Source organism: Flavobacterium aquaticum (assembly GCF_003259835.1).
Taxonomy (GTDB): domain Bacteria; phylum Bacteroidota; class Bacteroidia; order Flavobacteriales; family Flavobacteriaceae; genus Flavobacterium; species Flavobacterium aquaticum.
This window is the reverse complement of record NZ_QLMI01000002.1, coordinates 322,792-341,951: the sequence shown is the minus strand read 5'-3', so window position 1 is coordinate 341,951 and position 19,160 is coordinate 322,792. Positions and strand designations below refer to the sequence as shown.

At 32.4% G+C, this 19,160-nt stretch carries 22 protein-coding genes; 14 read left to right on the top strand and 8 right to left on the bottom strand.

What is annotated here, in order from left to right; translation table 11 throughout:
• Positions 1 to 130: 130 nt before the first annotated feature.
• The gene (locus tag B0I03_RS04420; protein WP_111566247.1) at positions 131 to 2,893 is read right to left on the bottom strand and encodes a TonB-dependent receptor; all 2,763 of its coding nucleotides are present in this window, start codon (positions 2,891 to 2,893) and stop codon (positions 131 to 133) included.
• Positions 2,894 to 3,072: 179 nt separating this feature from the next.
• Between B0I03_RS04420 and B0I03_RS04415 the strand changes: the two genes are divergently transcribed.
• Together B0I03_RS04415 and B0I03_RS04410 are read left to right on the top strand one after the other, a co-directional pair.
• Entirely contained in the window at positions 3,073 to 3,762 is a 690-nt protein-coding gene (locus B0I03_RS04415; RefSeq protein ID WP_111566246.1) for a response regulator transcription factor, read from the top strand.
• Positions 3,762 to 4,805: a sensor histidine kinase gene (locus B0I03_RS04410; RefSeq protein WP_111566245.1), complete on the top strand. Its 1,044-nt coding sequence runs from the start codon at positions 3,762 to 3,764 to the stop codon at positions 4,803 to 4,805. Before B0I03_RS04415 ends, B0I03_RS04410 begins: the two co-directional genes overlap by 1 nt.
• Here B0I03_RS04410 and B0I03_RS04405 read toward each other — a convergent pair.
• Entirely contained in the window at positions 4,779 to 5,834 is a 1,056-nt protein-coding gene (locus B0I03_RS04405) for a glycosyltransferase (protein WP_111566244.1), read from the bottom strand. The genes B0I03_RS04410 and B0I03_RS04405 overlap by 27 nt on opposite strands.
• Positions 5,834 to 6,655, bottom strand: coding sequence for a UDP-2,3-diacylglucosamine diphosphatase (locus B0I03_RS04400; RefSeq protein WP_111566243.1), 822 nt, complete (start codon positions 6,653 to 6,655; stop codon positions 5,834 to 5,836). The genes B0I03_RS04405 and B0I03_RS04400 overlap by 1 nt, the downstream gene beginning before the upstream one ends.
• A gap of 210 nt (positions 6,656 to 6,865) precedes the next feature.
• On the opposite strand from B0I03_RS04400, the gene trmB reads away from it, so the two are divergent.
• The 12 genes from trmB to B0I03_RS04340 all read left to right on the top strand — a co-directional run bounded on the left by trmB (position 6,866) and on the right by B0I03_RS04340 (position 15,012).
• Positions 6,866 to 7,540, top strand: a complete 675-nt coding sequence (gene trmB, locus B0I03_RS04395; RefSeq protein WP_111566375.1) for a tRNA (guanosine(46)-N7)-methyltransferase TrmB — start codon at positions 6,866 to 6,868, stop codon at positions 7,538 to 7,540.
• Between the two features lie 53 nt (positions 7,541 to 7,593).
• The gene (locus B0I03_RS04390) at positions 7,594 to 8,220 is read left to right on the top strand and encodes a LysE family transporter (RefSeq protein WP_111566242.1); all 627 of its coding nucleotides are present in this window, start codon (positions 7,594 to 7,596) and stop codon (positions 8,218 to 8,220) included.
• Between the two features lie 3 nt (positions 8,221 to 8,223).
• Complete coding sequence (locus B0I03_RS04385) at positions 8,224 to 8,559, top strand: MGMT family protein (protein ID WP_111566241.1); 336 nt, start codon at positions 8,224 to 8,226, stop codon at positions 8,557 to 8,559.
• Between the two features lie 141 nt (positions 8,560 to 8,700).
• Positions 8,701 to 9,288 carry a YceI family protein gene (locus B0I03_RS04380; protein WP_111566240.1) on the top strand — a complete coding sequence of 196 codons (588 nt, stop codon included), beginning with the start codon at positions 8,701 to 8,703 and terminating at the stop codon, positions 9,286 to 9,288.
• A gap of 49 nt (positions 9,289 to 9,337) precedes the next feature.
• Entirely contained in the window at positions 9,338 to 10,603 is a 1,266-nt protein-coding gene (locus B0I03_RS04375; protein ID WP_111566239.1) for a hypothetical protein, read from the top strand.
• 56 nt (positions 10,604 to 10,659) lie between these two features.
• On the top strand, positions 10,660 to 11,217 hold the full coding sequence (locus B0I03_RS04370) for a YceI family protein (protein WP_111566238.1): 558 nt from the start codon (positions 10,660 to 10,662) through the stop codon (positions 11,215 to 11,217).
• A 210-nt stretch (positions 11,218 to 11,427) separates the two neighbouring features.
• Positions 11,428 to 12,567, top strand: coding sequence for an Mrp/NBP35 family ATP-binding protein (locus tag B0I03_RS04365; protein WP_111566237.1), 1,140 nt, complete (start codon positions 11,428 to 11,430; stop codon positions 12,565 to 12,567).
• 75 nt (positions 12,568 to 12,642) lie between these two features.
• Entirely contained in the window at positions 12,643 to 12,882 is a 240-nt protein-coding gene (locus B0I03_RS04360) for a NifU family protein (RefSeq protein WP_026724438.1), read from the top strand.
• Positions 12,883 to 12,958: 76 nt separating this feature from the next.
• The gene (locus B0I03_RS04355) at positions 12,959 to 14,017 is read left to right on the top strand and encodes an NAD(P)/FAD-dependent oxidoreductase (protein WP_073581095.1); all 1,059 of its coding nucleotides are present in this window, start codon (positions 12,959 to 12,961) and stop codon (positions 14,015 to 14,017) included.
• A gap of 17 nt (positions 14,018 to 14,034) precedes the next feature.
• Complete coding sequence (locus B0I03_RS04350; RefSeq protein WP_146603253.1) at positions 14,035 to 14,247, top strand: hypothetical protein; 213 nt, start codon at positions 14,035 to 14,037, stop codon at positions 14,245 to 14,247.
• Positions 14,225 to 14,680, top strand: a complete 456-nt coding sequence (locus B0I03_RS04345) for a DUF6036 family nucleotidyltransferase (protein WP_111566235.1) — start codon at positions 14,225 to 14,227, stop codon at positions 14,678 to 14,680. The genes B0I03_RS04350 and B0I03_RS04345 overlap by 23 nt, the downstream gene beginning before the upstream one ends.
• Complete coding sequence (locus B0I03_RS04340; RefSeq protein ID WP_111566234.1) at positions 14,680 to 15,012, top strand: 2Fe-2S iron-sulfur cluster-binding family protein; 333 nt, start codon at positions 14,680 to 14,682, stop codon at positions 15,010 to 15,012. The genes B0I03_RS04345 and B0I03_RS04340 overlap by 1 nt, the downstream gene beginning before the upstream one ends.
• Before the next feature lie 29 nt (positions 15,013 to 15,041).
• Here the strand turns inward: B0I03_RS04340 and B0I03_RS04335 are convergent, their stop codons facing one another.
• The 5 genes from B0I03_RS04335 to B0I03_RS04315 all read right to left on the bottom strand — a co-directional run bounded on the left by B0I03_RS04335 (position 15,042) and on the right by B0I03_RS04315 (position 19,137).
• Entirely contained in the window at positions 15,042 to 15,824 is a 783-nt protein-coding gene (locus tag B0I03_RS04335; RefSeq protein ID WP_111566233.1) for a DUF3050 domain-containing protein, read from the bottom strand.
• A gap of 124 nt (positions 15,825 to 15,948) precedes the next feature.
• Positions 15,949 to 17,127: an acyl-CoA dehydrogenase family protein gene (locus B0I03_RS04330; protein WP_111566232.1), complete on the bottom strand. Its 1,179-nt coding sequence runs from the start codon at positions 17,125 to 17,127 to the stop codon at positions 15,949 to 15,951.
• A 199-nt stretch (positions 17,128 to 17,326) separates the two neighbouring features.
• Positions 17,327 to 17,986, bottom strand: coding sequence for a tRNA1(Val) (adenine(37)-N6)-methyltransferase (locus B0I03_RS04325; protein ID WP_111566374.1), 660 nt, complete (start codon positions 17,984 to 17,986; stop codon positions 17,327 to 17,329).
• A 53-nt stretch (positions 17,987 to 18,039) separates the two neighbouring features.
• Positions 18,040 to 18,567: a ribosome maturation factor RimM gene (gene rimM, locus B0I03_RS04320; RefSeq protein WP_111566231.1), complete on the bottom strand. Its 528-nt coding sequence runs from the start codon at positions 18,565 to 18,567 to the stop codon at positions 18,040 to 18,042.
• Positions 18,568 to 18,582: 15 nt separating this feature from the next.
• A complete protein-coding gene (locus tag B0I03_RS04315; RefSeq protein ID WP_111566230.1) occupies positions 18,583 to 19,137 on the bottom strand; it encodes a 30S ribosomal protein S16 in 555 nt (184 codons plus the stop codon).
• Between the last annotated feature and the right edge of the window lie 23 nt (positions 19,138 to 19,160).

The following is a 19,160-nucleotide window of genomic DNA, read 5'->3' as shown; positions in this document are numbered from 1 at the left end:
TTAATTTGTTGTTACAAAACTATAATTGAATTGTTTTTAAGTGTTTACCCTAATGTTATTAGTTTATTAAAAAAGAAGGCAGATTTTGAAAAAAATCTGCCTAAATATTTATTTATTGTTAACTAATTGTTTAGAATGAATATTTCATAGAAATACTAAAGTTTCTTCCTTTTTTGTATGAGTCAACTACAACATTTTGAATGTCTTGCGTTCTTTCGATTGTTGGATTAGTTAAATTTTTGGCGCTAAATCCAAATCCGATATTTTTACTAACGTTGTATTTTAGAATAAAATCTAAAGTAATTACTTCGCTATCTACTAAATCTCCTTTACCAGTAACTCCAAGTGCGTAAATTCTATCAGAAAAATAACCTCCAGCTAAAGTTGCAGTCAACGATTTGTCGTTTTTAAACTCTTTATTAAAACTAATGTCAGAGTTGACTAATAAATCAGAAGCACCTGTTAATCTCGAATCTTGATTTGTAAAAGCAACACTTATTCCTGGATTTTCGTTAATTACTTTTTCAGTATCTAAATCTTGGTTGGTAAATAAGTAGGAAACATTTAATCCAAATCCTAAGTTAGTTTTTTCTCCAGTAGTATTGTTTTCACGAGAAAATAAATTTTTTCTCCATTCACCTTCAATACCTAATCCAATAGCTTTTTCTCCTGAATTTACCCATGAAATATCGTTTGTTGCTGAAGCTACAGTAACTTGATTAATTGGGTTTTGTATGTATTTTCCAAATCCAGTAAATGATATTACTTCTCCATTTTTAGGGAACATTTCCCATTTTAGATCAAAGTTGTAATCGGTTGAATTGTATAAGTTTTCGTTTCCAAAGTAACTTTGTCCTACTTCTTCAAATAAGAAAGGAGCTCTTTCTTTAAATTGAGGTAGAGTATAGGTTTTACTAGCTGCTAATTTAATATTTTGCTTTTCATTAATTTCATATTTTGCTGTTAATGAAGGCAAATATTCCATAGTATCAGTTAATTTTTTTCCTGTTTTTAATGAAGTGCTATAAAAAATATCTTGTATAATATATTCAGAACGGAAACCTGCAATTACAAATAATTTTGGAGTAAACTGATACTCAATTGCTCCAAAACCAGCTGATATAATTTGTTGTCCGTTATAATTTTGAGGGTCTAATGCATTTGGACTACTCAGACCACCTCTAAATGTTACAATATTGTAATATCCTAAATCAATTCCGTTTTGATTAAAGAAACCATCAATATTGTTTAAATCAATAATTGGTAGGGTAACATTTGGCGGTAAAATATCAAAATTAAATTGCGTTGCGTCAAAATTAATTTCTTTGTAACGTGCGCTGTAACCTGCAATAAATTTACCTTTATATTTGTCATCTGCTGTTTTACCAAATTTGTATGATAAGGTAAAGTTACCTGCAACTTCATCATCTGTCATTTCTTGAAAATATCTATGATTATCAGATTTATTTAAATCGGAAACTATCAACGGGGAGTTAGGGTTGTTATTGTCTAATGCAACAAAAGTGTTTTGCATTCTGTCTGGAATTACATTCATCATCATATTGTATGAAATTCCCCAATCAAAATTAACACGATTCCCTAGTGTATGATTTCCTAATAATTGATTGATAAGTAAAGAAGTTCTGTCAAAAGTTGAACGTGATACATATCCATTTCCAGGTGCGTCAAAAGCATCAATTATACCTGTAAACTCTTCATGTTTTTGTGATGTAGAGTTGATATACATTGAGTTCCATTTGATATTATGATTACTGTTAATTTTATAATTTATATTAGCCATAGCATTTGAACTTGTTTGATATTCGTATGCTTTTCTAAACAAATCTTTTACCGCAATTCCTTGTGTATTTACACTTCCTCTTCTTGCGCCTTCTTTGTAATTATAACTATTATCAAAAGAAGCATTTAAAAAGAAACTTAATTTTCCATTTGAACCTACTGAATAAGAATCGCCCCCTCTTAAATAAAACGAGCTTCCAATTGGAGTTGCTGCTTGTTTATCCCAACTTGTCGTAAAATTGTATCCATTTAAAGGATTGTTAGGGATTGATTCATTACTAAATCCATGAAAATTTGGACCATCTTGTAAGTAAAATTTGTTTTGAGAAATTGCATTTGAGTTTGCATTCATTCCGCTTCCTACTTCAATCATTCCGCTTCCTTTGTATGTTTTAGAAACAATATCAACGTTTGCTCCTGCAAAATCTCCATAATTTTTAAAATTATATGTTTTGTCAATTCCAATGTATTCTACAATATCAGTAGAGAAAACATCTAAAGACATATTTTTTGTTGAAGGGTTATTTGAAGGTAACGGTAATCCATTCATAGTTGTTGAATTATATCGATCTCCTAAACCTCTAACATAAATATCGCTTGAACCCTCTTGTTTAGAAATTCCAGAAGTTTTTGCAACTGCTGCCGCCACATCTCCAATACCTTTTTTAGAAATTTCTTCCGCTCCAATACTTTGTTTAATTTCGACTGCTTTTTGTTGTTCTTGTAACAAAGCACTTTCTTTTTCTTTAGAGACTACTTGGATAATTTCAATATCTGCTAATTGAACTCCGCTAGCTTCAAGTGTATGGTTAATTACTTTTTTCTCATTAGCTTTAATAGTAAAAGGTATTTCTTTAGTTTCGTATCCTAAATATCCTATAACTATAGTGTAGTTGCCAGGTTTTAGAGAAATCGAATATTTTCCATTCTCATCTGTAGAAGTTCCTTGTTTTGTTCCTTTAATTACTATGTTAGCAAAAGGTAAAGGTTCGTTGTTAAATTCTTTATCTAAAATAGTTCCGGTAACAGTTCCATTTTGAGCAAACATTGCTACTGAAAAGAATAATGATAATAATAAATAACGTAGTTTCATTTTGTGTTGTTAAATTTTGGTGCAAAGGAACTGCTGAAGTGTTATAGTAAAGTTACTTGCCTGTTATGAATTGGTTGCGAATGCGTTACCGAATTGTTAATAGATTAAATAATTGTAAACTCCTTTGAACATTTTATTTTATCTTTACCTTTACAAACCAAAACATAACAAATTTTGTAATGAAGAAAAAAGACATTAAGATCTTATTGGTTGATGATGAGCAAGATATCTTAGAAATTGTAGGATACAATCTTTCTCAAGAAGGCTATCAAATTATAACGGCTTCAAATGGAAAAGAAGCTATCGCGAAAGCAAAAAAAGAACATCCCCAATTAATTATTATGGATGTAATGATGCCAGAAATGGACGGAATGGAAGCTTGTGAAAACATCAGAAAAATTCCAGAACTTCAAGATACAATTATTACTTTTTTAACCGCTCGTTCCGAAGATTATTCGCAAGTAGCTGGTTTTGATGCTGGAGCTGATGATTACATTGCAAAACCAATCAAACCAAAAGTTTTGGTTAGTAAAGTGCAAGCATTATTAAGAAGGTTAAAAGGTGTTGAAGGCGTTTCGTCAACTACAACTTTAACAGTAGGTAATATCGAAATCAACAGAGAAGAATACAAAATCATTAAAGATGGCGAAGAAATTATCTTGCCTCGCAAAGAGTTTGAATTGTTCTATTTGTTAGCTACAAAACCAGGAAAAGTGTTTACTCGTGAAGAAATCTTAGACAAAGTTTGGGGTAACGAAGTAGTAGTGGGTGGAAGAACTATCGATGTTCACATTAGAAAATTAAGAGAAAAAATTGGAGATAGTTTCTTTAAAACCATTAAAGGAGTTGGTTATAAAATCGAATTTTAATGCAATTAAAATTTAAAAAATCTTATAAGTTCGCTTTAAAGTCATCGTTATACGTAACCTTGTTCTTTTTAGCGACTATTTTTTTATATCATTATTTTGTTCAGTCATTAAATTTACTAGTTGTTTTCGCTTTTTCGCTAATTTTTTATGCGGCTACATTCTTTTTAATTCAATTTAGAGTGGAGCATTTTATTTACAAACGCGTTAAGAAAATCTATGACGATGTTTCGCTTTTAGAAACGACTTCTTATATAAATCAACCCGTAACAACCGATATGGCAACGTTGACGAAAGAAGTAAAAAAATTCGCCAGAGATAAAAAATTAGAAATCGAAACCTTAAAAATTAGAGAAGAATACCGAAAAGAATTTTTAGGAAACGTTTCGCACGAATTAAAAACACCACTTTTTACGATTCAAGGTTATTTGCTTACGCTTCTTGATGGTGCGATGGAAGACAAAAATATCCGAACAAAATATTTAGAACGTGCCGAAAAAGGTGTAGAACGTTTGATTTACATCGTGAAAGATTTGGATATGATTACCAAATTAGAAGTTGGTGAAATCAATCTAGATGTAACTCGTTTTAATATTGTTGAGGTAATTCAGAATGTATTTGATTTGTTCGAAATGAAAGCAGCAAACAAAAACATTACCTTAACTTTCGATATGAAATACGCTAAACCTATCTGGGTAATGGCAGATCAAGAGAAAATCCAACAAGTTGTTACGAATTTGGTTGTAAACTCTATCAAATACGGAAAAAAAGGCGGAACTACTGAAGTTGGAATCGAAGATTTAACCAAAAATAAAGTCATCGTAAGAATTACCGATAACGGTGAAGGAATCGAAAAACAAAACATTCCGCGATTATTCGAACGTTTTTACCGAGTAGATAAAAGTGGTGCAAGAAGCGAAGGCGGTTCAGGTTTAGGATTAGCTATCGTGAAACACATTATTGAAGGACATGATGAGAAAATTTATGTGGAAAGTCAAATTGGTGTTGGTTCAGAATTTTCATTTACTTTGGAAAAGACGAAATAATTCGTTCCAATTCGGGTCAACCGAAAAATCCTTAAATCCTTTGTAAAAGTGAATTTTTTCTAACTTAGAAGCTTTGAATTTCTCTTGCTTGCAACTTGGGGCCACAATTTCTGATTTAAATTTTTTAGATAAATATTCTTGTTCATATTGACCTGGTGTTGGAATAAAAAACGCTTTTTTCTCCAATTTCGCCAAATCCATAACCGTGGTATAACCAGAACGACAAACCACAAATTCACTCTCATTAAAAGCAGTACTTAATTCTTCCGAATTCATGAAATTGTAATAAGTAGTCGAATTTACTTTCTCGATTTGCTGTTGCGATTCTACAATTCCTTTTACGAATAGAATTTCCTTCGAACTATTTTCTAATTCTTTGATAAGTTTCTTTTCCAATAAAGTACGTTGCGGTTCTGGTCCTGATAATAAAACCATAATATCGTACTTAATTGGTAATGATTTTTTTTCAATGCGACTTAAAGGTCCGATGTATCGAATGGTGTTCATCATCTTTTCAGGATGACCTAATTTTCCCGACAAATTTTCTACACTAGAAACATCAGGAACCCAACAAGCATCGAACTTGGAAATGTAACGTGAATGCAATTTGGTTGTCAACCAAGAAGTATTTCCAGAAAGTACATTTAATTGATGTGTGATAAAAACAGAAGGTACTTTTGAAGAATAAACACCCAATCGATTATCGCTAATAACGCCATCAATTTCATAGTTTTCGATAATCTTATTGATTTTTGATTTCTCTTTTTTGATGGCCAACATCATTTTAGGCATTTGAAGCGCTAATTTCCACTTGAAGTTTTTACCTTTTTCTGAGTATTGAATGTTGTAAGCAGGTAATTCGATACTCAAAAGATTTGGAAATTCTTTTTTTAATAAAGCTAAAGCTACTCCGTCTGAAGCAATAATGGGTTCAAAACCATTTTCTTCCAATGCTTTTATAATAGGAATACATCTTGTGGCATGTCCTAAACCCCAGTTTAATGGCGCTATGAGTATTTTTTTCTTCATTACTTTTTCAAAACCGCAATAAATTGTTCGGCTAATTTATTTTCATCTTCAAAATTATACTCATTTTCATCCGAACTAAAATTTCTATCGTGTTGGTGTAATTTCCACTTTTTGTTGTTATATTCTAAAGCGGTTAAATTTTCTACCCAATCGCCCGAATTCAAATAGAAAACCTCTCCTTTTTCATTCTCCATGAACTCAATTTTGGGCTCGTGAATATGTCCGCAAATTACATAATCGTAGTCGTTTTCTATCGCCAATTCCACACAAACATTTTCAAAGTTAGTGATAAATTTTACAGCAGATTTTACATTGTTTTTAATTTTCTTCGAAAGCGAATACGGTTCTTTGTTAAATCGGGTTAAAACCCAATTGATGAAACGGTTAATTAAAATGAGGATATCATAACCCCAACCGCCTAATTTAGCTAACCATTTGGCTTGGGTAATCGAAGCGTCAAAAACGTCTCCATGAAAAATCCAAGCTCTTTTGTGATCTAATTCTAACACGAGTTTATCAATTAAACTGATGTTTCCCATGTGTAAATCGGTAAATTTCCTAAGAAATTCATCGTGATTACCGGTGATATAATACACTTTTGTACCTTTGGTACTCATAGAAATAATCTTCTTAATTACCTCTAAGTGTTTCGATGGGAAATAAGATTTTCTAAATTGCCAAATATCGATAATATCGCCATTCAGTACTAAAATTTTAGGTTTTATCGAAGATAAATAATCCAATAATTCTTTCGCATGACAACCATACGTTCCAAGATGAACATCGGAAATAACAGCCACTTCAACTTTACGTTTTTTCATATGTGTGGATTATATTTTTTAGCGGTCACATATGGAATCGCTTTTTTTTTCGTCGGTGTTGCTTGCGCAACTTTTTATTAATTGCGATTTCAAAATAAAAATTTTATACAAAAAACGAAAACGTATCTAATGTTAAGGTTATTGAAACATTATTAAAAGTTTATTTGTGTTGCTAATTATTTGCTTAATTTTGCCCAAAATAAATTAGAAGTGGGAAGTAAAAATAAATTAAAAAGATTCAGCGAGAACGAAACGTTTACTAATGTTTTTCAACCAACAAGAGAAGAAGTTGTTGGGAATGAATTTCCGTTAAGAGGTAAATGGAATAGAGAATTCTTTAAAAATGATAATCCAATTGTATTAGAATTAGGTTGTGGAAAAGGCGAATACTCTGTTGGTTTAGCCGAAAGATTTCCAAATAAAAACTTTATTGGTATTGATATCAAAGGAGCAAGATTTTGGCGTGGAGCAAAAACTGCTGTTGAAACAGGTATGAATAACGTAGCTTTTGTAAGAACGCAAATCGAGTTAATCAATCATATTTTTGCTGAAAACGAAGTGTCTGAAATTTGGATTACTTTCCCAGATCCACAAATCAAATACAAAAGAACCAAGCACAGAATGACGAATGCTGAGTTTTTAGAGCGCTATAAAAAGATCCTAAAACCAAGCGGATTGATGCATTTAAAAACCGATTCAGAGTTTATGCATGGTTATACATTAGGGTTGTTACATGGTTTAGGTCATGAAGTAATTTATGCGAACCACAATATTTATAAAAACGAAGGAGCGCCAGCAGAAGTAACTGGAATTCAAACGTTTTACGAAAGTCAATATTTGGAAGTAAACAAACCTATTACCTATATTAAGTTCCGAATTAAGTAATCTTTGTTACATTCATTTCAATATTCTTCCTTACTTTTGATAAAAATCAATTTATGACGTTTGTTTTAGCCATTTTTCTAGGTTTGATAATTTCCATTGGCGGTATCATTATTCCGGGTATGTTGAATATGACAATTGCCAAAATCAGTGTAAAGGAAAGTCAAAAACAAGCCTTGAATTTTGCTTTAGGAGCGGTTGTAGTGGTTTTTATCCAAAGTTTTTTAGGGACTTATTTTGCGAAATTCTTAGATGCTAATCCAGTTTTTAGTGAAGGATTGAAAAAAATTGGCACTGTAATCTTTATTATATTGACAATTGCTTTTACTATTATGGGTTTGAAAGCTAAAAAGCAAAAAGAAATCAAAGTTGAGATTGAAGCAAAAAGAAATCGTTTTTTTTACGGAATGGCAATGTCTGCTTTTAATATGTTTGCCATTCCTTGGTACGCCATTACAAGTTTAATGATGGCTTCAAAAGATTTGTTTCAGTATGATATGATTTCTATTGTATTGTTTTCAATATCGGCAGCTTTAGGAACTTATTTTGTGTTTTACTTATATGCTAAATTTTTCAAGCTAATTGAACACAAACTCACTTTTATAGTTCAAAATATCAATTTCTTAATTGCGGCATTAACCGGAATTGTAGCAGTTTCTTCCTTATATAAGATGTTTTTTTAATATTTGAAAAAGGTAACGTCAAATAACGACAACTTTTTTGAACGTGTTTACGAAATCGTTCGCCAAATTCCAGAAGGGAAAGTAACTTCTTATGGTGCCATTGCAAAAGCACTTGGCGCAGCACGCTCTGCTAGAATGGTGGGTTGGGCAATGAATGCATCTCATAACATAGAAGATGTTCCTGCGCATCGAGTTGTTAATAGAAAAGGACTACTTTCTGGCAAGCATCATTTTGATGGAACTAATTTAATGCAACAACTTTTAGAAAACGAAGGAATTCAAGTTATCGACAATCAAATTATCGATTTCGAAAAACATTTTTGGGAACCTAAGTTTTAATTTTTATTCTTTTTTTTGAAAACGTTTGAGTTTTCATCTCTTTTAATTTACTTCATTCTTTTTGTAACAAACGTGACAAATGTCATGTAAAACGTTTTTTTTTCGGCTGAAATTTGTACTATAATTTAAAACACAGTACAAATGAACACTTTAAAAATAAACTTCAAAAAATGGTTTTTACTGTTAATGATTGTAGCGCCAATCTATAATGTTTTTGCACAAGAATCTAAAGTGGTTTTAGCCGAAAGCAAATTAAAAGTTCTAGGAACTTCTAATCTTCACGATTGGGAAATTGATGCTAAAGCAATGAGCGGAAAATCAACAATGACAATTGATGCAGGCAATTTAAAAGCTATAAAAAATTTAGATTTTGCTGTAGAAGTAGAGCAATTAAAAAGCGGTAAAAACGGAATGGATAATAATACATTCAAAGCTTTAAATAGTAAGACTTACAAAACCATTAATTACAAATTAGTAAGTGTTGCAAAAATTACAGAAACTTCAGTTGGTAATTTTACAGTAGAAACTCAAGGTGATTTAAGCATTTCTGGAGTTACAAAAAGAATCAATCAAACTTTTACAGTTAAAGTTGTAGGGAAAAAAGCAATTTTTTCTGGAAAAACTAAAATCGACATGACTGTTTACGGAGTAAAACCTCCAACGGCTTTAATGGGAACTATTAAAACAGGTAAAGACGTAACGGTTGATTTCAAAGTTACTTACAATTAATACAAACAAGAACTTATAACTAAAACACACATATTAAATTTTAAAAATCATGAGAACATTTATTAAATTTTCGTTAGTAATTGCAGCCTTAGGCTTAAGTACAGGTATACAGGCTCAGAATAGAGATTTGGATAATTACAGACAACCTGATAAAAGAGGAATCAATGTTTTTGAAAGTCCAAAAGATACAGCTTCCACTTTTGATGGAATAAAAGTGAGAGTTGGTGGTGCTTCAACATTACAATATCAAGCTTTAGATCATGAAAACGCAACTGGAGCAACAGCTTTAATTCCAATTGGAAACAACTTTAACTTAGCTACTGCCAACTTAGATTTAGACGTAGCTTTAGCAAAAGGGGTTAGAATGCATTTAAGAACATATTTGTCTTCTCGTCACCACCCAGAACCTTATGTTAAAGGAGGGTATTTCCAAATTGATAATTTAGATTTCATCAAAGAAGGTTTATTAGCTGAAACAATGAAATACGTTACTATCAACATTGGACATATGGAAAATAACTATGGTGATGCACACTTTAGACGTTCAGATAATGCACAAGCTATATATAACCCATTCGTAGGAAACTACATTATGGATGCATTTACAACAGAAGTTGGAGCAGAAGTTTACTTTAGAAAAAATGGTTTTATTTCTATGATTGGAGCTACTAATGGTAAATTAAATCAAGGAGCTAATGCGCCAAGCGCTACAAGTCCATCAGTTATGGCTAAATTAGGATATGACAAACAATTTAATACAGATTTAAGATTTAGAATTACTGGTTCTATCTACAATTCAGCTTATTCTGCAAGAACTTATTTATATGGTGGTGATAGAGCAGGTTCAAGATATTACTTCGTAATGGAGCCTACAACAGCTACTTCATCTGCTAATTATTCTTCTGGATTAGTTAATCCTGGTTTAACAAACAAGTTAACTGCAATTATGATTAATCCATTTGTAAAATATAAAGGTTTTGAATTCTTTGGATTGTTTGAAACCGTATCAGGTAGAAAATTTGCTGAAACAGATAGAAGAAACTTCACTCAATTAGGAGCAGATTTGTTATACCGTTTCGGCAAAAATGAAAACTTATACGTAGCTGGTCGTTATAATTCAGTTTCTGGAGAATTAGATGCAACACAAGACATCGATGTACAAAGAATTTCTTTAGGTGCTGGTTGGTTCATGACAAAAAATATCTTAGCTAAAGTAGAATATGTTAATCAAACTTACGATGGATATACAGCTGGAAGCATCATGGATGGAGGTAAATTCAGTGGATTTGTTGCAGAAGCAGTAATTAGTTTCTAAAAATAGTAAATTTAAAAGCGAAGAGTTAAACGGCTTTTCGCTTTTACTTTAAGGTTATGAAAACAATAGGCATTATATCAGTTATTATTCTTTTGAGTTTTGGATTTTCTAAAAATCAAACCAATGTTAAAATCACGAATAAAAGTGAGGTTTCGATAAAAGGAAAATCTAATGTCAATAGTTTCGAATGTAAATATAATTCTGATTTTATTGAGAATGATTTGCAAGTTTCGATAGCTAGAAATAACAACAAAATCTTGTTAGAAGGAGCAAAGCTTTCTATAAAAAGTACAGGTTTTGATTGCGCTCACAAAATGATAACCAAAGATTTTAAAACCATTCTAAAAGCCGAAGATTATCCGCATATTGTAATTAATGTTAAAGAAATTAATACTATTAAAGAAAACATAACCGCAAAATTAAACGTGAAAATCGCTGGTGTTGAAAAAGAATATTTGGTTCCAGTAATTTTTAATTCAAACACAAATAATGTAAAAGGACAATTGAAGTTGAACATCAAAGATTTTAAATTAAAATCTCCTAAAAAATTATTAGGCATGGTGGTAGTTAATGACAATGTTGATATCAATTTCAACTTATTCTTACAGTATTAATAAATTTTTTTCAATTAGTTTAAGAAAGCAATCTTTTAATGAAGGATTGCTTTTTTATTTAATCATAGATTCTAACTATCAAATTATAAAAACTTTAAACTTTTAAAGTTTTAAACTCCTAAACTTCTTATTATCTTTGCAATCTAAAATCAGTCTGAATAAAAACGTAAGTTGTTCTGTTTTAAACTGATTTATTAAAAACTCGAAAAAATGAAACTAGATAGAAAAGAAATTTTAGCTGCATTAGAAACCATTTCAATTGCAGGTGAAGGAAAAAATATGGTGGAAAGTGGTGCAGTTCAAAACGTAATCACTTTTGGAGATGAAGTAGTAGTTGATTTACTTTTATCAACGCCAGCATTGCATATTAAAAAACGTGCTGAAGTAGATATTATTAAGGTAATTCACGAAAAAGTGTACGAAAAAGCAAAAGTAAAAGTAAACATCAAAGTTGAAGCACCAGAAAAACCAGAAAATCCAAATTTAATTAGAGGAAAACAAATTCCTGGAATTTCAAATATTATCGCAGTTGCTTCAGGAAAAGGTGGTGTAGGAAAATCTACGATTACTGCAAATCTTGCTGTAACTCTATCTAAAATGGGATTCAAAGTTGGTGTTTTAGATGCGGATATCTACGGACCTTCGATGCCAATCATGTTTGATGTTGAAAATTCAAAACCTATTTCAGTTGAGGTGGATGGCAAATCAAAAATGCAACCTGTTTCAAGTTACGGAGTTGAGATTTTGTCTATCGGATTTTTCACAAAACCAGACCAAGCGGTTATTTGGAGAGGTCCAATGGCTGCTAAAGCTCTAAACCAAATGATTTTTGACGCCAACTGGGGCGAATTAGATTTCATGCTAATCGATTTACCACCTGGAACAGGAGATATTCACTTATCAATTATGCAATCGTTGCCAATTACAGGAGCTGTTGTAGTAAGTACACCTCAAGCAGTTGCTCTAGCTGATGCTAAAAAAGGAGTTTCAATGTTTATGTCAGAATCGATTAATGTTCCCGTTTTAGGAATTATCGAAAACATGGCATATTTCACACCAGAAGAACTTCCTGAAAATAAATATTATATCTTTGGTAAAGAAGGTGCTAAAAACTTAGCAGAAGATTTACAAGTGCCTTTGTTAGGTGAAGTGCCATTAGTGCAAAGTATCCGTGAAGCAGGAGATTATGGTCGTCCAGCAGCATTGCAAACGGCTTCAGTTTTAGAAGGTGTTTTCGAAAATATTACAAGAAACGTAGTGCAAGAAACGGTAAATCGTAATGAAACTTTGCCTCCTACAGAAGCTATCAAAATAACAACAATGGCAGGTTGTTCTGCTGTAAAAAAATAGTATTCAGTTTACAGTCTCAGTTTACAGTTTAAGCTGTTTACTGCGACTGAAAACTGCGACTGAAAACTAAAAAATATGACTACATTAGAAATAAAAGAGAATGTTGAAAAAGCATTAGATGAAATTCGTCCGTTTTTGAATTCGGATGGTGGCAACATCTCATTAGTAGAAATTATTGAAGACAAACATGTTAAAGTTCGTTTAGAAGGGGCATGTACGAATTGTAGTTTAAGTATCAGCACCATGAAAGCTGGTGTAGAAACCACGATTAAAAAATACGTGCCTCAAATTGAAACGGTAGAAAATATTGCCTAGTAAAGCAATAGTATGATATAAATCATATTTCTACATTGTACTAGTTTGTTACTTTGCTACTTTCAAAATTAAAAAAATGATTCAAACAGATATTCTTATAATCGGTGCTGGTCCTACGGGACTTTTTGCCGTTTTCGAAGCCGGACTTTTACAACTTAAATGTCATATTATTGATGCTTTGCCACAACCTGGCGGGCAATTAGCAGAATTATATCCAAAAAAACCAATCTTCGATATTCCAGGTTATCCTTCAGTTTTAGCAGGTGATTTGGTTACGAATTTAATGGAACAAATCAAACAGTTTCAACCTGGATTTACCTTAGGAGAAACCGCTGAAACCATTGAAAAATTAGAAGATGGAACTTTTATAGTAACCACTAATGAAGGAACACAACATCATGCAAAAGCAGTAGCAATTGCAGGTGGTTTAGGGACATTTGAGCCAAGAAAACCTATTCTAAAAGATATTGAATTCTACGAAAAAGAAGATCGCGGAGTGGATTACTTTGTTAAAGATCCTGAAAAATATCGAGGTAAAAATATTGTAATCGCAGGTGGAGGTGACTCTGCTTTAGATTGGAGTATTTTCTTATCGAATGTAGCAAATTCCGTGACTTTAGTTCATAGAAGAAACGAATTTCGTGGGGCTTTAGATTCGGTTGAAAAAGTGCAAGAATTAAAGAATGCTGGAAAAATTAAATTAGTTACACCAGCTGAAGTTGTTGGGTTTAATGGTAGCGAGAGAATTACCGCTGTTGATATTGAGGTTAACGGAGCCAGAATGAAAGCAGAATGTGATTATTTTATTCCGCTTTTCGGTTTAACGCCAAAATTAGGGCCAATTGCTAACTGGGGATTAGAAATCGAAAAGAATGCCATCAAAGTAAATAACGCATTAGATTATCAAACTAACATCGACGGAATTTACGCCATTGGTGACGTAAACATATATCCAGGAAAGTTAAAACTAATTTTGTGCGGATTCCACGAAGCTACTTTAATGTGCCAAAGTGTTTACAACAGAATCAATCCAGGAAAACGTTACGTGTTGAAATATACCACAGTTTCTGGAGTAGATGGTTTTGATGGAACAAGAAAAGAAGCTGAAAAAGCAGTTGTAAAATCGATTGATTAAATTTTTATATTTGTAATATGGAAAGTATAAGAATGGATAGAAGTGTAGTTAGTAAATCATCTTTTGAAGAAGCAGATGATCATGTAACTTTCTATGAAGACAAAACACCTCTTGAACGTTTAAATTATGCTTGTGATATTATAAATTCTATTTTTGACACAACTCCTGATAAGAAAGTAGATAGAACCGTTTTTTCTTCAAGAAAACATGCCGAACTTATTCAATATTGATTTTTTAGAATTTTTACAACTTTTAGATAAACATGATGTTGATTATTTATTGGTTGGAGGATATGCTGTAATCTTGCATGGCTATGGCAGAAGTACGGGTGATATGGATTTGTGGATTAATCAAACAGTTGAAAATTACAACAAATTACAATTGGTTTATAAAGATTTTGGAGCGCCTATTTTTTCAATTGAAGATTTTGAAAGTGATAAATTTGATGTTTGGAGCATTGGAGTAGAACCCAGAAAAATTGAAATATTAACGAAAGTAAGTGGTTTAAATTTTAATGAAGCTTTCAAAAATCGTTTATTTCTAAATCTAGAAAACTTTAAAGTACCTTATATCGATTTTGAAGATTTGATGAAAAATAAAATGGCAACAGGAAGATTGAAAGATTTACTTGATATTGAACAATTAAAGAAAAAAAATAAATAATGCCACAAGACGTAACCATTTTCATAACCGACAGAAACGGAGTAAAACACGAAGTATTAGCTCCAACCGACATGAATATGAACATTATGGAGTTAATTCGTTCGTATGAATTAGCCGAAGAAGGAACTGTTGGTGTTTGTGGTGGAATGGCGATGTGTGCTTCTTGTCAGTGTTATGTTTTAAACGATGTTGTTTCCTTAGAACGCAACCCAGACGAAGAAGCCATGCTTTGGGAAGCCTATCACGTGAAGGATAATTCGAGATTAGGTTGTCAAATTCCAATCACGGAAGATTTAGAAGGTTTAGAAATTGAAATAGCACCAGAACAATAAAAAAGCGAGAAGAAATTCTCGCTTTTCATTTATACTAATTCATGTTTATGTTCCACTTGCTCATCAATTGCATTCCAAAGTCCGATTCTCTTTTCTAAAGCTAAAACCGAAACTTCTTCTACTTCATTCCATTTTTGTTCTGAATCACCGCAAAGTTCAGTAATCATTTGCATCGCCATTGGTCCGTGCTCATCGGCATCTAATTCAATATGTCTTTCGAAATAATAAATTAGTTTTGATAAATCAGTTTCAGGGAAGTTTTGTTGGAAGCTTTTTAAAATCTCGGTAAACATATTCGGAATCAAATCTTCTCTTCCAAAAGTAAATGCAGCAGCAATTTCATGAGGTTTTCCTTGTTCAATCACACGGAAAGTAAAATCCAAAAAGGCTTTCACATTCGGATGTAAATCACTTTGTTTAATCGATACAAAAATGTTTTTCGTTTCTTCCACATTCTTCAAAAACGCATTGATTTGAGTAGTAGAAGCGCCACATTGCGTCATAGCATCCAAATACATCTCAAAATGACTTTGACGCGTTCCGTCCAATGTTAAATCGGTTTCTTCAGCTACAACAATTTCATTAATTAAATAACGAATTTCTGGATTTCCAATTGGTAACCAAGGTGTTGTGGTGCAAGTTAATTTATTTTGTAAGGCTTTTAATAACGACATAAAATCCCAAACCGCATAAATGTGGTTTTCTAAGAAACAATGTAAATCGTCAATCGTTTTTACTTTGTTGTATAACGAATGATTTAATAATTGTTCTTTCTGATTTTGAATCGATTGGTTTATAGTTTGAATATTCATAAGGCAATTTTTATTATCATATACGAAATTCTGACTTCTTATGGATTTGAATCCGTACACTACAAATGTAAAAATGCTTCCCTAAAAAGAGAAGCATTTTGTATCAATTTTATCTATTGTTCAATTATTTGAATGCAGGGAAACCTGTAACATCCATACCTGTAATTAACAAGTGAATATCGTGAGTTCCTTCGTAAGTCACTACAGATTCTAAATTCATCATGTGTCTCATGATTGAATATTCACCTGTAATTCCCATTCCACCAAGCATTTGACGTGCATCACGAGCAATTGTTAACGCCATGTCAACATTGTTTCTTTTTGCCATCGAAATTTGAGCCGAAGTAGCTTTTCCTTCGTTTCTTAAAACGCCCAATCTCCAAGTTAATAATTGTGCTTTTGTGATTTCAGTAATCATTTCAGCTAATTTTTTTTGTTGTAATTGAGTTGCTCCAATTGGTTTGTCAAATTGAATTCTTTCTTTTGAATATCTCAAAGCTGTGTCATAACAATCCATTGCTGCTCCAATCGCTCCCCAAGCAATTCCATAACGTGCCGAATCTAAACAGCCAAGTGGTGCTCCTAATCCAGATTTGTTTGGTAATAAGTTTTCTTTTGGAACTTTTACGTTGTCAAAAATAAGTTCTCCAGTGGCAGAAGCTCTTAATGACCATTTGTTATGTGTTTCAGGAGTTGAAAAACCTTCCATTCCTCTTTCCACAATTAATCCGTGAATTCTTCCTTCTTCGTTTTTAGCCCAAACAACTGCAATGTCAGCAAAAGGCGCATTCGAAATCCACATTTTAGCACCATTTAAAAGATAATGATCGCCCATATCTTTAAAATTAGTCACCATTCCACCCGGATTTGAACCAAAATCTGGCTCAGTTAAACCAAAACAACCAATGAATTCTCCAGTGGCTAATTTTGGTAAATATTTCATTCTTTGTTCTTCGTTTCCGTATTTCCAAATTGGGTACATCACCAAAGAAGACTGAACAGATGAAGTCGAACGTACACCCGAATCTCCTCTTTCAATTTCTTGCATGATTAATCCATAAGAAATTTGATCTAATCCAGCACCGCCATATTCTACAGGAATATAAGGACCAAATCCACCAATTTCTCCTAAACCTTTTACGATTTGATGTGGAAATTCTGCTCTTTGTGCGTATTCTTCAATAATTGGAGATACTTCTTTTTTTACCCAAGCACGTGCAGCATCACGCACCATTTTATGTTCGTCAGATAATAATTCGTCTAATAAATAATAATCTGGAGATTGAAATAAGTCTGGTCTCATAGTTTTTGATTTGAAAGTCACAAAAGTAAGTAAAGATTTTTAACAAATCAACGAACAAGTGTTATAATTTTATAAGAAGCTTTTTCCAGCTGTTCGCTATATCTTTTTGTTTTTATCGAATTCTAAAAACAATTCGTTATTTCATTGTAAAAGAAATGCTCGAAAAACAAAAAGGATGCCGCTACCATCTGGGCTAGGGTTACATCTTCAAATAGAAATCCTTCGTCAACTCAATATATTCAGGAGTATAATTATGTCTAGAAATTTCAATGACTAACTCATCAATTAACGGAGTTTTTTCTATTCTGCAAAAAGCCAATAAACTTCTTTTGATTTCCGATGTTGGTGTGCCTTTTACACGAGTAATTTTTAATGGAAATAAATCCAATTCTTTACACATAGCAACAAATTGCTCTTCTTCTTTATAAGGAATAATCACAGAAAAAATCCCATTATCCGAAAGTAATAAGGCGGCCGCTTCAATTAATTCTTCAAAAGGTAAAGCGTCTTCAAAACGTGCTAAATCTCTCGAACTATTATCTGATTTATAATCATCGGTGTAAAAAGGCGGATTGGAAATGATTAAATCATACTCATCTTCAGGTTCGTCCACAAATTCATCCAAACCGGCATGAAAACAAAATAATTTATCACCCCAAGGTGAAGTTTCAAAATTTTCAACACATTGTTCGTAAGCATCTTCGTCAATTTCGATGGCGTCGATTTGTTCAGCGTTGCTTCTTTGGGCTAACATTAAAGATAAAATCCCAGTTCCAGCACCAATGTCTAAAACGTTGAATGGATTATTGATTAATGGAGTCCAAGCACCAAGCAAAACACCATCTGTGCCAATTTTCATAGCACAACGATCTTGATTAACCGAAAATTGTTTGAATGTAAAAGTCATTGGAATTATCCAAGATATAAATCAACCAAACCTTCAGGGGTTTCTAAAGTAATGGTTTTGTTTGCTCTGTCAAGTGCAATGATGAAATCATCAATAAGCGGAATTAAAATTTCAGTACCGTTTTTATCAATTTCAAAAAGTGGTTGAGCACCACTGTCATTAATAGCAGTAATTTTTCCAATATTACCCAAACGAGTATCTAATACATCAAACCCGATTACTTCGTGATAATAGAATTGAGTACCTTCTAATTTAGGTAACATAGAAAGTGGAAGATAAATTTCGCTTCCCATGATTTCGTCTGCTTCTTCTTCGGTTTGTATGTCTTCAAAACGAATACGTAAGAATTTTTCTTTGTGAAGCGAACTACTTTCAATAAAAAATGGAACCAGACTTTTGTTGATTTCAACAAAAACTGATTCCAAATTTTGATACAATTCGGGTTCATCGGTGTCTAAATACGCCAATACTTCCCCTTTGAAACTAAATTTTTTTGCGATTTTACCTAAATAGAAACAATCTTCTTTACGCATGGAATCGCTATAAAATTATGCTTGAGTTTCTTCGTTGTTTTCTTCAACAGCAGGAGCTTCTTCAGTAGCAGCCTCAACTACTTCTTCAGCAACTTCTTCTGTAGCTTCAGCAGCTTTTGCAGCCTCAGCTTGAGCAGCAATACGTTTTGCGTTTGCTTCTTGTTCAGCTTTTAAAGCTTTTGCTTTTGCATCAGCTTCAGCTTTAGATAAACCTGATTTCTTAGCATCAACTTTACCAGCTTTTTCTTCTAACCAAGTAGCTAATTTAGCATCAGCTTGTTCTTGAGTTAAAGCACCTTTACGAACTCCTCCATCTAAGTGGTGTTTTAATAAAGCACCTGTGTAAGATAAAATTGCTCTTGCAGTGTCAGTTGGCTGAGCACCATTGTGTAACCATTGTGCAGCTTTTTCGATGTTTAAATCGATAGTTGCAGGGTTAGTGTTTGGATTGTAAGTTCCGATTTTCTCTAAGAATTTACCATCTCTTTTCGATCTTGCATCTGCTGCAACAACCCAATAAAAAGGTTTCCCTTTTTTTCCGTGTCTTTGTAATCTAATTTTTACTGACATAATCTTGTGATTAATTTGAGGTT